The organism is Zhongshania antarctica (assembly GCF_014202945.1).
GTDB lineage: Bacteria > Pseudomonadota > Gammaproteobacteria > Pseudomonadales > Spongiibacteraceae > Spongiibacter > Spongiibacter antarcticus.
Genome location: NZ_JACHHW010000008.1, coordinates 129,861 through 144,629, shown reverse-complemented (window position 1 = coordinate 144,629; position 14,769 = coordinate 129,861). Strand labels below are relative to the sequence as shown.

Sequence of the window (14,769 nt, the reverse complement as noted above, 5' to 3'; positions counted from 1 at the left end):
TTGTAACTGAGGCTGGCCTGTGGGGGAACCTCAAAAAAATAGCGCACGCCAAGCCCTTTATGGGCGTTTTTCCAGTCTCACGAGCAAGCTGATAGACTAGCCCTCTTTAAGGAGAGAATGTTCACTGTGTTTGAAATATCAGCCGCCCTCACCCTGCCCGACGACGAAATTGAACTTAGCGCCATCCGCGCCCAAGGCGCCGGCGGCCAGAACGTCAACAAAGTGTCGTCTGCCATCCACCTGCGCTTTGACATCAAGGCGTCCTCCCTGCCCGATTATTACAAGCAGCGCCTACTGAGCAAGAATGATCAACGCATTACCAAAGACGGCATTATCATCATCAAGGCCCAACAATTTCGCACCCAGGAAAAGAATCGAGATAACGCCTTGCAGCGTCTGCGCGAGTTTATTATAGAATCCGTTAAAACATTGCCACCGCGCCGCCCCACCAGGCCCACCAAGGGTTCGCAGCGCCGCCGCATGGACAGTAAAACGCAACGCGGTAAAATCAAATCACTGCGCGGCCGGATTGACGATTAACTCACCATCGCAAAGCCACTTGCGACCACCGTCATCACAAACAAAAACCACTTCAAGCTGCGCTGACTCGCCTTTAGCGCCAGACGAACACCCACTTTTGCGCCCAGTATTGAACCAAGGCCAAGAATAAGCCCAGGCAACCACGCCACAAGATCTTGCCATATAAATACCGCCAACGCCGCCACGGTCAGCGCGGCTGTGCACAGCATTTTCAGGGCATTCGTCTTTACTAGGTCATATCGCAGGGTGCCTGCCAAGGCTCCAATTAATACAAAACCGACCCCAGCCTGCACAAAGCCGCCGTAGATCCCTGCCGCAAACAAGCCCCAAAAGGCTTCTGGGCAATCCTTAAGTTGTTTTACCGGTGTTCCCGGCGGCGGTGCTATCACCGCGGGCCTCACCAAAATAATGAGCGCCATACTCACCATCGCAAATAGCAAAATCGGCTTTAGATAGGCTACTGGCATATAAGCTGCCGCAATCGCGCCGAACACCGAACCCATTAAAGTAGGCCGTAGCACAGACCACAGATCTGCGCGGGGCAATTGGCCATGGCGATCAAAATCACGCACCCCCGCCAGCGACTGCAGCAAAACACCAACGCGGTTAGTGGCATTGGCGACATCTGCAGGCAGCCCCATCACCATTAACGCGGGCAAAGTCAGGTTTGAACCGCCACCGGCTAGGGTATTGATCACCCCAGCAACGAGGCCAACAGCCAGCAACAGCAAGATAAACCAAGGATTCATTGCCGCCAGAGAATCAATACCAATCACTCCTACAACTCCAAAAAAGCCATTCATCATTGAATATATTGAAAAGACAGTTAATCGCGGCTAGTCGCTCACTCTGGCGACGACGACATACTGAGCATAAGCGGCAGTATATGCAGAATTACCTAAGTATAAATTCGAATCGCGTATTTCAGCGTCGACTTTATACTACTTCACAGCGACTAGGTTCAGCTTAACACCGAGCTGCAACTAGCGCGGGCTAGGAGGCCTCATGGCACACTCAAACAATATTAACCTCAGCATTCCCTTAATTGGCAATATTATTCTCGTTGTGATTAGCGGCGGTTCCGCCCAAATCAGCCTGGGTACACTGCCAACTATTGCACTTTGTGTGGCACTGGTGCTCGGCGCAACAGCCCTAAGTCAATAAGAAGTGAGCGGACCAATCCCTGCGTTCGCCTCAATATTTCGTATGCCCGCTCACCATCGCAAGAAAGCAGCCTAAACAAAATCGCCTAAAGCGCTCGTTAGATAGCTGAAAAACCGTGAATACCTAGGCAATATCGGGCATTATGCAGAGATAATCTGCTTTGACCCAAGGACGATATGATACTGGATCCTCAGCGTGTTCAGGACATCACCCGGAACAAAACCGCACTTATTAAGACACTCGCGCAACTGTTTCTTAGCGAACTTCCTGATATGATTGATAGTATTGAGCTTTCTTTGCGCCAAGGCGACAAAAAAGCATTATCTAATGCTGTTCACCGCCTAAAGAGTGCGCTCGGCAATTTCGCCAGCTCAAGCTATTATCAAGAAGTGGGCGCTTTAGAAACACGTGCATTAGAACTTGATGCAACACAGTGGCAAACGGACTGGCTCACTGCAAAAGACAAGCTAGACACGCTAATCATAGAATTAAAGCAGATGGCAGGACTATAACCCTCTATGGATGTGCTGATAGTCGACGATGACGCAGTGACCCGGCTCGCACTAAGCGCCGCACTAGAAGAGTGGGGCTTTGTACCGATCCTTGCTGAAAATGGCGAGCAGGCTCTTAAAAAGCTTGAGATGGATAACGCCCCGCATTTACTGATCTTTGATTGGTCAATGCCCGGCATGAGTGGCCCCGAGCTGTGCAAAACCATCCGCAAACGCGAAGATGGGCAGTTTTTTTATATTTTGATGCTAACCGGCAAAGAGGGCAACGAAGCCATTATTGAAGCCATGGAAGCAGGCGCCGACGACTTTTTAAGCAAGCCCTTCGATCATCGAGTGCTAAAAGTGCGCATCGCGGCAGGCAGCCGAATTGTCCGCCTAGAACAAACCCTAAATCAACTTGCCTCCAGAGACGCCCTCACCCAGTGCTGGAATCGCCGAATGATCGACGAGCTATTTACCAATAGCATCGCTGAATCAACCCGCAAGCGCAGCTCCTTTTCCATTATGGTGCTGGATATTGACCACTTTAAAGCTGTTAACGACACCTACGGTCACGCCGCTGGCGACCTTGCGCTCAAACACGTGGTTAACATTTTAAATACCAATCTACGCGAATACGATCAAGTAGGTCGCTATGGTGGCGAAGAGTTTGTCATTCTCTTACCGGCAACCGACGAAAACGAAGCCTGGGGTGTCGCGGAACGCGTCAGGTCTGCCATCCAGTTTCAGCCAACCGTAATTAATGATGGCGCAAAAATTGACCTCACGGTTAGCATCGGGATCGCGCAATTTGATCGCAGTCGAGATATAAACCAAAACACCTTTTTTGAGCGCGCCGACAAAGCACTGTACACCGCCAAACAATCTGGCCGAAACCGGATTATCTGCGCCGACTGATCAGCATTAAAACGAATAATAAAAATTCCACTTAGAGTTAATTTAATGCAGTCATACCAAAAAAAAACACCTACACCACCCAAGCTAAGACACTCACTCAGCGAGCTACCCCGTGCGGCGATTGAAGGGCAAGCACTGCTTCTGACCTTGCCGCTACTGCGCAGTGCAGCCAAAGGCGACAACCACCCAGTATTGATTGTTCCTGGTTTTGGCGGCGGCGATGGCAGTACCTTGTTACTGCGAAAATGGCTAACAAGTCAAAATTTTGCCAGTAAAACCTGGGATTGCGGCCGCAACATGGCAACTTATCGGCTACGCAGTATTGCTGATGCATTGAACTTCCGACAAGAAATGCTCGCTAAGCTAAACCGCAGAGTGGAACAACTTTATGCCGAATACGACCGTAAAATAAGCTTAATCGGCTGGAGTCTTGGCGGACTGTACGTCGACCAACTCGCGCAAGAATACCCTGAGCGCATTCGCCAAGTCATCACTCTCGGTGCACCGCACGGCGACCCTCGAGGTACAGCAGCGTGGTCGCTAATGCAGCGCGTCTATCGCGGCAAACTATCTGACCCCGATCTCGAACGCGGCATAGCCGCATGGCGAACCAGTGACAAGCCCAGCCCACGTACGGTGCCCACCACCGTTATTTATAGTCCCACAGACGGCTTAGTAGCCCCCAAGGAGGCTCGCCTACCTACAAGTGCTGGCGCGGCCCACATCGCAATCAACGCCAGTCACTGCGGTTTAACAATAAACCCACGTGTTTATTGGTTAATCGCCAACCGCCTAGCGCAAACTGAGGGCAAGGAAAGCGACTTTTGTATGTCGACTAAGCCGTGCTGGCTATAATCCAAATACACCATATAATGATAATAAAGCGAGGGCGCAAAAACAGAAATAGCCTCACAAATATCTACGCGAAACAACAATAAAAACCGCTTCGAACCAAATTTATGCAGAGTAAAGAGCTGATAAATTATAGAAATAGAAATAATTACAAAAATTTAATAAACCCTGTATAACTAAAAACCACTACAAACCCGACAACATAGCGCAGCTTCAAAACCAGACTCTCAACATCTAAAACGAGGCCGATTGTAATTTGAAGGTTAATATGTTTTAACTTAGCAAGCTTAAATAACAATAACGATCCGAAACGGAGCGACTACGTGAAAAAATTTTCCCCCTATGCTGCAGGGCTTTGTGCACTGACAACAGTTTTTAGCTGTAACAGTATTGCCGAAGCAAAAAAGTCTGGCTTTGCGCTAGAAGAAGTGATCGTTACGGCGCAAAAAAAGGCCGAATCATTGCAAGACACACCAATCTCACTTACCGCCTTTGGTGAAGAGCGCCTAGAAATTGACGGCATCAGTAGCCTGGGGGATATCGGCTCAAAAGTACCCAGCCTAACCATTGAGCCCTTCCCCATCAATAACGCGACGCTGCGTATCTTTATTCGTGGCGTCGGCATTTCCGATGTGCAAGTTACCCAGGACCCGCCGGTTGGCATTTATGTCGACGGCGTCTATATCGCCCGTTCAACCGGCACCGCCTTGGACGTTGCCGAGCTACAACGCATAGAAGTCCTCCGAGGCCCTCAGGGCACACTCTACGGGCGCAATACAACTGGCGGGGCGATCAACTTAATTACCAAGCGGCCCAGTGTTGAAGAGTTTGAGTTAAAGCAGAAGTTTTCAGTAGGAAATCGCAATTTATTCACCGCAAAGACCTCTGCCAACATTCCCCTTGGCGACACCCTAGCTGCCAAGGTAGCGTATTTAAACACGCGCATGGACGGCTTTATTGAGAACACAGGACCAGGTGGCGATTTCGGCGACAAGCAAGTTGAAGGCTACCGCATTGATCTTCGCTGGGACATCAGCGACAACCTTACCCTCGATTACGCCTACGACAACTCAGATTACGAATACTATAATTATATGTACCAATCGATCCGCCCAGGGGTACAAAACAAGGGTCAGGCCGAGCCGGTTCGGGAATACGCCGTTACCCAGTCCAAGCACAGCGAAGATCGCTTTGACGACATGGCCACCGCCAGACCACTGGAAACCTCGGCCACCGAAATTGAAGGCCACTCATTAATTATCACCAAAACCTTTGAAAACTCTCAACTCAAATATATTGGCGCCTATCGGGAGCTCTACGATGCAGCTTACGCCGACCTCGGTGGCGGCCTCGGCTCAGAAAATTACCGCACCGACTCCCACGCCTACTGTGGTGTGTCGGTACGCGAACAAACCGGTGAAGACTGCTTGCCACTTGTCGTACCCCAAATTAATCAGGAGCAGTTTTCCCACGAGTTCCAATTTAGTGGCTCGGCATTCAATGGCAGTATCGACTACATCACGGGAGCGTATTATTTCGAAGAAGAAGCGACCGAAAATAATAGTCCACTCCACCACCAGTTCAGCTCCGAAATCAGTGATGGCGTTATTCCCATTCCCGTACTCGGCGCAGCACTAGGTTCAGTATTATTAGACGGTGGTGACGTACATCTGGTAAACATGCTCTCCCAGCGCTACGACATTAAGAACACCGCCATCGCCGCTTACGGCCAGTTCACCTGGACACCCAGTATTCTCGATGAGCGCATGCACCTAACCTTTGGCGCACGCTATTCCCAAGACGAGCGCGAGGCTCTAAAAAATCAAACCGATAAAACCTATGTCGAAATCCGCTCTTTAGATATGGCAATCGACATGGAGAATCTTGGCACCTTGGCACCAATTCTGGAGCAGGGCGGCTTTTTAATACCGGGTGATCGCGCCTTTGACAACGTTCAAGCCCAAAAAGACTTTGACGATTCGTCCTTTAGCTTTATTGCCGAATTTGATGTCACCGACGACATCAATATCTACGGTAAGTTTGTACAAGCGTATAAATCAGGCGGTTTCAACACCCGCGACCCACAGCGCGGCGCCACGGGCGAAGCCCCTGGCACACCGGGTAAAGGCGACGACACAGCCACACCGGCCCCCGATGGTAATGTCTATGGTTTCGGTTTTGCCGACGGCTTTGATGAGGAGCATGTTGCCTCTATCGAACTCGGCATAAAAAGCGAGTTACTCGACCGTCGCCTGCGAATAAATGCCAACGTATTCACCAGTGAATACACCGAAATGCAGCTGAACTTTATTTTGTCTGGCACCATTGCCGACACCAAGGTGACTAACGCTGGTGAAGCGACAATGCGCGGTTTAGAAGCCGACATCACGTACTTACCCACCGAAAACCTGATGTTAATGTTTAACTACGCATATTTGGACGCCGAAGTAACCAAGGCCGAAGACGAGTTTGGCAATGACCTTTCCGATAGCTTTGTCTTCTACTCCGCGCCCAAAAACTCCTATACCGCAGCAGCGGATTGGACTATTGCCAATATGAACTGGGGCACTGTAGCGATGAACATAAGCTATAACTTCATGGACAACCGCAACGGTGGGTCTCGGGCCCACAATGCCCGCAACACCTTTATCAGTGATTACGGTTTGGTCAATGGTCGCCTAAGTTTGAGTGAAATCCCCGTGGGCAACTACGGTAAATTCAATATCGGCATTTGGGGTAAAAACCTCGCGGACGAAGAATTTGAGATTACCGCCATCGACAACCTCCCCCACAGTGACCGGACCGTCATTTGGGGCGACCCTCGCAGCTATGGCGTTGACTTGATTTACGAATATTAGTCATCTAAGCGCTCAGTAACAAAAACGGCAGCCTAGGCTGCCGTTTTTGTTACTGAACAAGAAAATCACATACCAACAATCGGCTGTATTAACCGTGCTAACCACCCCCGAAACGCTAAGGGCGCATCCATACCGGCAAGGCAAATACAGTCTTCATCACTGTCAGCAACGGGCTGATGCTCAACACTCGCATCGAGATCAGCGACATCGCCAGCATTAAATTTACCTACGCTGTCACTGTAGCCGCCACGTAAGATCATGGTCAATTCGCTGCCACGATGGCTGTGCACGGGCATTCTTTTACCCGCGGCAATCCTTAACAAGCGCACATCGCCCTCATCACAGCTAAGAATAATCTGCTTTAAACCCGGAGCAATGGTCCGCTTCCAAGGTAATGAATCAAAATTATCTTCCTGCAGAAAACGGTGTAATAACCGAGGAATCGCCTCCGGATTGGACGCACTCGGATTCATCTTGTCTGCAGCCACACTGAGCTTAGCCGCATGTTTACCTTCGCTTAAATCAGTATCTAACTGCTCGAGAACACTTGTTCTTGCCCTTGCGGAAAGTGCCTTCGGCGTCAACGCCACCATCAAGCCTGCGCCCAGCACCTCGCCGGCATTCACGCTAACACGACACTCAGGACAATACTGCAGATGGCAGCCAACCACTAAGGCCAAGCCAGCAGGCAGCGCCCCCGCCGCATAGCTAAGCAGGGTTTCTTGATTCGGGTGATGCTCAATACGGCTCATACGCCATCTTCTCCAAAATGCTGACGAAAAGCTTTTATCGCCAGCCGCAAACTTGATTTAACGCTACCTAAAGGCATTCCGGTTTCACCGGCAATCTCGCTGTGACTCTTTCCCTCGTAATAGGACTTGTAGACCACTTGCGCCTGACTCTGCGGCAAGGTGTCTAGCACCGCCTTTAAACGCTCGCCATCAGCATTCAAGCGCGCCTCATCATCTACGGTCTCAGCCAAGTTCTCATCCGACTCATAGGCGACACCGCGCTGCTTACGCAATCGGTCAATCCACAGATTTCTGGCCACACGAAATAGCCACGTGCTGACCGCCGCTTTCTCCCGCGAATACAAATGGGCCTTATTCCACAGCGCCAACAAGGCCTCTTGGCTTAAGTCTTCAGCCATAGCAGCCTCCGCGCCCTGCCCAAGCAAATAGGCGTTAACCCTCGGCGAAAAATAATCGAACAGCTGCATGAAACTGTGTTTATCGCGCTCTTGCGCAATACGCTCTACACAGTCGGCCCAAAATTCGCCATTGCGCGCTTGCTCGACGGCAAGTTCTGCCATTTATGAACCCCTTGTTATGCGTTTATACGTCGCCATTGGGCGCCTGGATCAAGGTTTCTGAATTATCATTGGTGGACCACAGAATGGCTGCGATCAAAACAAACTGCAGCGGAATGCGCAACCACAATAGCTCTGATGCCACCGGCCCACCAAAAATAGGAATATCACTGAGCGCTTGATAGATATTGGCGGGCAATACCAGCAAGCAATACACCGCAGCAAGCTTACCCGCCACTCGGCGCTGCGCCGGCAACAATATACCAATCACGAACAGTAGCTCTAGCACACCCGTTAGCCACACGATTAACAAAGGCCACGGCAAGATTGGCGGCACGATACCGGCAAAGTCCTCAGCCAGCAGAAAATGGCCTATACCACCGAAAAAGAACACCAAACAAACCAGTAGCCGCAAAATACTTTTGAGCATGCGCATTCCCATACAGCTTATAGTAATTCTAAGTATTGCTCATTAACCCAGCATAGCGCCATTTTATAATTAGCATTGCCGCCTCAGCCCCTCACCTATACCATTAGGACAGTAAATAATGGAGTAAATCATGTCTTTGCCCACTTTTAAGTCAATGCCCGAGCTTATCGGCAATACCCCACTGATCCACCTCAAACAGGTATCAGAACTGACCGGCTGTACCATTTTAGGCAAAGCAGAGTTTCTCAACCCCGGTGGCTCCGTTAAAGATCGCACCGCATTAGGCATAATTCGCGACGCCGAAGCCAAAGGCACCTTGCGTCCGGGTGGCACTATCGTCGAGGGCACCGCTGGCAACACTGGGATTGGCCTAACCCTTATCGCCAACGCCCTAGGTTACCGCAGCGTGGTGGTAATGCCCCAAAGCCAAAGCCGAGAAAAAATCGAATTATTGGATTTGTACGGTGCCGACCTGCGTCTGGTAACCGCCACGAGCTACAGCGACCCTAATCACTATATTCACACAGCCCGACGATTGGCAGAAAGTTTAAATGAATCTGAGCCCAACGGGGCAATTTGGGCCCGGCAATTTGATAATACCGCCAATACCGACATCCATGAGCGCACGACCGGCCAAGAAATTTGGCAGCAAACAGGTGGCAATATCGACGGTTTTATTTGTGCGGTAGGCACTGGCGGCACATTGGCCGGAGTCAGTCGCGCCCTCAAAGCTCACAAACCCCAGATCACGATTGGCTTGGCCGACCCCAAAGGTTCTTCACTTTACAATTATTTCACCAATGGCGAATTGCGCGGTGAAGGTCGATCAATCACTGAGGGCATTGGCATAAGCTTGGTCACCGATAATTTACGTTTAGCCAGTATCGACCAGGCCTTTGAGGTCAGCGATGCCGAAGCCCTGCCCTATATCTTTGACATGCTTCGTCACGAAGGTCTCTGTTTGGGGGGTTCCTCAGCCATTAATATTGCTGGCGCCGTGCAGCTGGCTCGCAAACTCGGTCCCGGCCACACCATTGTGACCATACTTTGCGACTACGGTGATCGCTATAAGAGCAAATTATTTAACCCGGTATTTTTAGAAAACATGGGCCTACCGGCACCAGACTGGACGCGTAATTAAACGTGCACAGGCATCGGCCCCCAAGTAGCTAGCAACACGACTAAATAACAATATCAATAAGAGACCTCACTATGCCGGAATGCCCTTTTGCCAACCTGCTAGACCCCGATATCTATGCGCAAGGTATGCCCTACGAGGCACTCCAAAAATTTCGCCAAGCGGGGCCAGTAGTCAAAATGGACGACCCGCTGACCGGCGTACCTTACTGGGCGGTAGTGGGCCAGCAAGAGCTCGATTATGTCTCTAAAAATCCTGCGCTGTTTTCATCGGCGCTGCGCAGCTCCTTCCCAATGGAACACCCCCAGGACATGGTGGATTTAATTTTCAGCCACACCATTATCAATATGGACCCACCGCGCCACCAAAAAGTCCGGCGCATTGTACGCGAGGCATTTACACCAAAGCGGGTCGACTCCTATGAACCGGCCTTTCGCGCCCACGCTAAGCGTATTTTGGATAATGTCGTGGCCCGCGGCGAGTGCGAGTTTGTCGAAGAGGTCGCGGCGGAACTTCCGCTCATAGCGATACTAGAGCTTTTAGGGGTGCCGCTTAGCGACCGTAAGCAGTTTTTCGACTGGACCAACACCATGATCTTCGCTGACGACCCCGACATGGCAACCAGCGAGCTAGACGGCCAGATTGCCGCAGGCGACTGCATTAACTACGCATTGCAACTGGCAGCAAAACATCGCAGCGAGCCCATGAACAATATAACGGGTGCCTTGCTCGATGGTGAAGTCGACGGCGAGGGCATATCAGAAGAAGACTTTGCCTGGATGTTTATTCTTATCTTGGTCGGCGGCAATGAATCTACCCGCACCGTGATTTCCCACGGCATGCGTCTTTTAATGGAACATCCCGAGCAGCTCCAGTACTTAGTCGACAACCCAGCAAAGATACCCGCCGCAATCGACGAAATACTGCGGTTCAACACCGCGTTTATACAAATGCGCCGCACCGCGACCCAAGATATTGAGTTGGGTGGCCAAGCGATCAAAGCCGGTGATAAAGTCATTCTGCACTATCACGCCGTCAATCACGATGAAGCGGTATTTGGTGACGACGCCATGCAATTTGATGTTCGCCGCGCCGAGCGCATGCCCAAGCTGGCTCAGCAAGTGCGCTCATTTGGCATAGGACAGCACTTTTGCATTGGCTCCCACCTCGCGCAGCTAGAGTTACTCGTTATGTTCGAGGAGATCATTCCCCGACTGCGCAAACCCCAGGCCAATGGCGAGCTAGAGTATATCCGCTCGTATTTTGTAAACGGCATAAAGAAAATGCCCATTCGCTTCGAAGCCAGCCATTAAGGCTCCCAAACTTATATTTATCGACAAAGGAACAAGGACATGGAAATCGGTCTCATTATCAGCCTCGCTGTCGTCCTCTTTAGTATTTTTTATTTGGTCATGCTCTATAACGGCCTGGTCAGTTTAAAACACGCCGTAAGCAAGCACCTTGCCAATATTGACGTACTGCTCAAGCAGCGCCACGACGAGCTCCCCAAGCTCATCGAAACCTGCAAACAATATATGAAGCACGAGCAAGAAACCCTCAGTAAGGTCATTACCGCCCGCCAGCAGGTGTCTGTTGCCCAGTCCAACCACGACATGATCGCCCTGGGGCAAGCTGAAACAAACTTGCGCGCATCAACCGGCCAACTATTTGCGCTGGCAGAAAACTATCCTGAACTTAAAGCCGACAGCAGTTTTGCCGCCTTGCAAAATCGCATTTCAGAATTAGAAAATGCCATTGCCGATCGGCGTGAGGTCTACAACGAAGCGGTGAACAACAACAATGTTCGTATTGAGCAGTTTCCCGACGTCATCATCGCCCGCTGGTTTCGCTTTCACGCCTTTGATCTACTGAAGTTTGCGAAAAGTGAAGTACAGGACGTCGATATAAAATCTTTGTTTAATTAATATGCCGGCGGATTATCTCAGCCTAGGAATTAGCGCCGCCATTGCACTAGGCTGCGCCTATGGTAGCCTCAGCCGCCTGCACTCCGCCCGCATCATTGAAGATACCCCAACCTCTAAAATCCGCTCTGCGCACCAAGGCTATGTTGAACTCATCGGCTTTGCCAAAACCGGCGCCACAGAATTGCTACTCAGTGGTTTAAGCCAAACGCCCTGCCTGTGGTACCGCTACAATATTGAGCGCTATGAATCCTCAGGCAAAAATAGCCATTGGCGCAGTGTCGAACGCAAAACCAGCGAGCAGCCATTTATACTTAATGACGGTACCGGCGACTGTATTGTGTACCCCGACCGCGCCGAGATGAGCACCCTGCGCAAAAAGGTATGGAAGGGTAGTGAGCGCCACCCCAATACCACCAAGGGCAAGCACAGCCTATTTGGCAGTCGCTATCGTTATACGGAAGAAATACTCTGCGCTGACGACCTACTCTATATCATTGGCCAATTTCAAACTCGGCAGCCACCCAGCGCCAGCGAGCTACAAGAAAAAGCGATGGCAACGATACTCAATGAGTGGAAGCGGGATTACGACCAGCTCGTCACCCGCTTTGACCGTAACGGCGATGGTGAAATTGACTTGCAAGAATGGGACTTAGTACGCGCCGAAGCCCTGCGCAAAGCGCAGCGCCAATACCGCAATCAGACGCCCCCGCCCCCGGTACATACCATCAGCTACTCGCCCAGTCGCCGACAACCCTATATGATTGCTAACTCAGAACCCGATTCACTGAGCAAACGCTTCCGCTGGCAGGCTTTTTTCTTGCTAGCAGCAAGCTTAGGCAGCGCAGTCGCGTTTATGTGGTTAGTCACCCAGTAATTAGCGATACCGATAAAATTGAAGAAGAAGGATTACACAATGGCTACCCGCCGCAATACCAAGGCACGCATACTCGATGTTGCCGAAGGCCTGTTTGCCCAACAGGGGTTCGCAGCGACCTCAGTGAGCGAGATTGCCGCCCAAGTTGGCATTAGTAGTCCAGGCATTTATAAACACTTTAGCAATAAATTTGCGATTTACGAGCAGGTTTGCCACCGGCTTTTTACCCCCTTGGCAGATGCGACAAGAGGCATGGCCGCCGATGCCGATTTTGCTGACACCAGCCAACAGATCTATCACGTACTATCCCTGTTGGCCACGACCCCTAATACCGCGCGTATCGTCCAGCACGCCACCCTCGCCCGCGATGAAACCTTAGATTTACTAAGTGACCGCTGGTATCGCAAATTTTTCTCATCAATCAGCGACCCAGCCAAAAACCCCGACAAAGACTGGATCAACGTCCCCACGGCCATGGCGTTCCACTGCATGATTTTGGGCTACGTTACCCTCGCACCGCTGCACCACTCCATTTTTGGCGTCGACCCATTACAACCCGAGCAGCTCGAAGCACAATTAAAATTCCAGCAACATATGGTCAGTGGCTTAAATCATCTTATGCAGCACCAAAATACCCGTTAAGCCCGGCTCAAGTAATGTTACTCAGGTGCTCAGCAGCGCGCTGCAGACTATCGAGATAGCGGGCTTCTAGCACACCCATTTCAGCGCTGTAGATGGCCCGTTGTTCAGCGCTTAACGCCTTCCAATCTGCATGGGTTGGGATATGCGCTAAGCTAGCCGCCATATCATGAAACACCGCAATATCGGCGCTATAGGCCGCATCCACCGCCGCCGTCTCAGCCAACACCGCGACCCGCAGCGCGCACTCACTTGCGCCCAACTGCCCTGCCAAATAACTACGCGTAAGGATTGAAATCCCCTCTCGCGCTGCCACGCCCTGCACCACCAACTCATTCTGGAAGTCCGAGCGCTCAGTGTGTTCGTGCCGACGCTGTTCACGTAATTGCCACAGCAAGCGCCCGGCAATCACCATCAGCACCACAATTATTAAGGTAGCGGCGATCAGCCACACTCCGTATTCGCCCATTCGCAACTCCGCTAAATATAGCTATCAAACCACCATTCTGACATCCGCATGGCCAAACACCTAGGAGCAAGCTTATAATTGCCGCCCTGTAAAAACGGAGGCCACCAGTGACTAGCCCCAGCGCCATTAAATGGTCAGCACAGCAATTGCAACTGCTTGACCAACGCATACTTCCCGCTCGAATTGAGTACCTAAGCTACAGCGAGCCATTTGCGGTGGCTGAAGCCATTCGTAATATGGTGGTGCGCGGCGCTCCCGCGATTGGCATCACCGCAGCCTACGGCATGGTACTGGCTGCGCAGCAACTCACATCTACGCCCGCCAGCGTCGCCGCGTGGTGTCAGGCACTTAGCGCTGCGCGCAGCGCCTTGGCTAATTCCCGCCCCACCGCCGTTAATTTATTTTGGGCACTGGAGCGCTGCGACCGCGTAATAGAAGAGCAAGGCAATGGTGGCAATGTACTGGGCGCACTCACCGCGCTGGCAGAAAACATTCACGCCGAAGACATTAAGCTCAACCAGCGCATTGGCGATTTTGGTGCCAGCCTGATTCCCGCCAACAGCGTGGTGTACACCCACTGCAACGCCGGTGCCCTAGCCACTGGCGGCTATGGCACGGCACTGGGGGTGATTCGCTCCGCCTACCGCGACGGTAATATTCGTGGCGTGATTGCCGGAGAAACCCGGCCATGGCTACAGGGCGCAAGGCTTACCAGCTGGGAGCTGATCCAAGACGGCATTCCAGTGACCTTGGCGATTGAGGGCGCCGCGGCGCATCTTATGCGGGAACAAAAGCCCAGCTGGATTATTGTTGGCGCCGACCGCGTTGCCGCCAATGGCGATGCCGCCAATAAAATCGGCACCTATAACCTCGCCATTATCGCCAAATACCACGGTGTAAAAGTCATGGTTGCCGCGCCGACCAGCACCTTTGACGCCAATATCGACGGTGAGAAAATCCCTATTGAGCAGCGCCCCGGCGAAGAAATCAGCCACAGCTTTGGGCAGCGGATCGCCCCAGAAAATATCAATATTGCCAATCCAGCCTTTGACGTAACGCCCGCCGCCTTAATCGACGCCATTGTCACCGAGCACGGTATTATTCATGCCCCCAACCGTGACAAAGTCCTCGCCCACTTGCGCGCCGCCGCTGACAGCTAAAA

At 51.5% G+C, this 14,769-nt stretch carries 17 protein-coding genes; 12 read left to right on the top strand and 5 right to left on the bottom strand.

Annotated features, from left to right (window positions below):
• Nucleotides 1-117 precede the first annotated feature (117 nt).
• Entirely contained in the window at nt 118-540 is a 423-nt protein-coding gene (gene arfB, locus HNQ57_RS14605) for an alternative ribosome rescue aminoacyl-tRNA hydrolase ArfB (protein WP_221301734.1), read from the top strand.
• On the opposite strand, the gene HNQ57_RS14600 is transcribed toward arfB, so the two are convergent.
• Nucleotides 537-1,316, bottom strand: a complete 780-nt coding sequence (locus HNQ57_RS14600; RefSeq protein WP_226968246.1) for a sulfite exporter TauE/SafE family protein — start codon at nt 1,314-1,316, stop codon at nt 537-539. The two genes, arfB and HNQ57_RS14600, sit on opposite strands and share 4 nt — an antisense overlap.
• A 229-nt stretch (nt 1,317-1,545) precedes the next feature.
• Between HNQ57_RS14600 and HNQ57_RS14595 the strand changes: the two genes are divergently transcribed.
• From HNQ57_RS14595 to HNQ57_RS14575, 5 genes are all read left to right on the top strand, one after another.
• Nucleotides 1,546-1,704, top strand: coding sequence for a hypothetical protein (locus HNQ57_RS14595; protein ID WP_184464213.1), 159 nt, complete (start codon nt 1,546-1,548; stop codon nt 1,702-1,704).
• Between the two features lie 176 nt (nt 1,705-1,880).
• The gene (locus tag HNQ57_RS14590) at nt 1,881-2,216 is read left to right on the top strand and encodes an Hpt domain-containing protein (protein WP_184464211.1); all 336 of its coding nucleotides are present in this window, start codon (nt 1,881-1,883) and stop codon (nt 2,214-2,216) included.
• Between the two features lie 6 nt (nt 2,217-2,222).
• Nucleotides 2,223-3,113: a GGDEF domain-containing response regulator gene (locus HNQ57_RS14585; RefSeq protein WP_184464209.1), complete on the top strand. Its 891-nt coding sequence runs from the start codon at nt 2,223-2,225 to the stop codon at nt 3,111-3,113.
• A gap of 45 nt (nt 3,114-3,158) precedes the next feature.
• Nucleotides 3,159-3,968, top strand: coding sequence for an alpha/beta fold hydrolase (locus HNQ57_RS14580; protein WP_184464207.1), 810 nt, complete (start codon nt 3,159-3,161; stop codon nt 3,966-3,968).
• A 320-nt stretch (nt 3,969-4,288) separates the two neighbouring features.
• Nucleotides 4,289-6,823, top strand: a complete 2,535-nt coding sequence (locus tag HNQ57_RS14575; RefSeq protein WP_184464205.1) for a TonB-dependent receptor — start codon at nt 4,289-4,291, stop codon at nt 6,821-6,823.
• Nucleotides 6,824-6,888: 65 nt separating this feature from the next.
• On the opposite strand, the gene HNQ57_RS14570 is transcribed toward HNQ57_RS14575, so the two are convergent.
• The 3 genes from HNQ57_RS14570 to HNQ57_RS14560 are packed head-to-tail and all read right to left on the bottom strand — an operon-like array spanning nt 6,889 to nt 8,562.
• A complete protein-coding gene (locus HNQ57_RS14570; protein WP_184464203.1) occupies nt 6,889-7,575 on the bottom strand; it encodes a ChrR family anti-sigma-E factor in 687 nt (228 codons plus the stop codon).
• Nucleotides 7,572-8,135, bottom strand: a complete 564-nt coding sequence (locus HNQ57_RS14565; protein ID WP_184464201.1) for a sigma-70 family RNA polymerase sigma factor — start codon at nt 8,133-8,135, stop codon at nt 7,572-7,574. Before HNQ57_RS14565 ends, HNQ57_RS14570 begins: the two co-directional genes overlap by 4 nt.
• Nucleotides 8,136-8,157: 22 nt before the next feature.
• Nucleotides 8,158-8,562, bottom strand: a complete 405-nt coding sequence (locus HNQ57_RS14560) for a DoxX family protein (RefSeq protein ID WP_184464199.1) — start codon at nt 8,560-8,562, stop codon at nt 8,158-8,160.
• A gap of 130 nt (nt 8,563-8,692) precedes the next feature.
• Here HNQ57_RS14560 and HNQ57_RS14555 point away from each other — a divergent pair, with 130 nt between their 5' ends.
• The 5 genes from HNQ57_RS14555 to HNQ57_RS14535 all read left to right on the top strand — a co-directional run bounded on the left by HNQ57_RS14555 (nt 8,693) and on the right by HNQ57_RS14535 (nt 13,141).
• Nucleotides 8,693-9,703 carry a cysteine synthase A gene (locus HNQ57_RS14555; protein WP_184464197.1) on the top strand — a complete coding sequence of 337 codons (1,011 nt, stop codon included), beginning with the start codon at nt 8,693-8,695 and terminating at the stop codon, nt 9,701-9,703.
• A 71-nt stretch (nt 9,704-9,774) separates the two neighbouring features.
• Nucleotides 9,775-11,013, top strand: coding sequence for a cytochrome P450 (locus HNQ57_RS14550; protein ID WP_184464195.1), 1,239 nt, complete (start codon nt 9,775-9,777; stop codon nt 11,011-11,013).
• Nucleotides 11,014-11,052: 39 nt separating this feature from the next.
• Nucleotides 11,053-11,625 (top strand): LemA family protein, encoded by a 573-nt coding sequence (locus HNQ57_RS14545; RefSeq protein WP_184464193.1) that lies wholly within the window; start codon nt 11,053-11,055, stop codon nt 11,623-11,625.
• Nucleotide 11,626: 1 nt separating this feature from the next.
• Nucleotides 11,627-12,499 carry a GIDE domain-containing protein gene (locus tag HNQ57_RS14540; RefSeq protein WP_184464191.1) on the top strand — a complete coding sequence of 291 codons (873 nt, stop codon included), beginning with the start codon at nt 11,627-11,629 and terminating at the stop codon, nt 12,497-12,499.
• 39 nt (nt 12,500-12,538) lie between these two features.
• Nucleotides 12,539-13,141 carry a TetR/AcrR family transcriptional regulator gene (locus HNQ57_RS14535; protein ID WP_184464189.1) on the top strand — a complete coding sequence of 201 codons (603 nt, stop codon included), beginning with the start codon at nt 12,539-12,541 and terminating at the stop codon, nt 13,139-13,141.
• A 7-nt stretch (nt 13,142-13,148) separates the two neighbouring features.
• Here HNQ57_RS14535 and HNQ57_RS14530 read toward each other — a convergent pair whose 3' ends face one another.
• Nucleotides 13,149-13,607, bottom strand: coding sequence for a DUF2489 domain-containing protein (locus HNQ57_RS14530; protein ID WP_184464187.1), 459 nt, complete (start codon nt 13,605-13,607; stop codon nt 13,149-13,151).
• A gap of 107 nt (nt 13,608-13,714) precedes the next feature.
• Here HNQ57_RS14530 and mtnA point away from each other — a divergent pair, with 107 nt between their 5' ends.
• Nucleotides 13,715-14,767 carry an S-methyl-5-thioribose-1-phosphate isomerase gene (gene mtnA / locus HNQ57_RS14525; protein ID WP_184464185.1) on the top strand — a complete coding sequence of 351 codons (1,053 nt, stop codon included), beginning with the start codon at nt 13,715-13,717 and terminating at the stop codon, nt 14,765-14,767.
• The last annotated feature ends 2 nt before the right edge of the window (nt 14,768-14,769 follow it).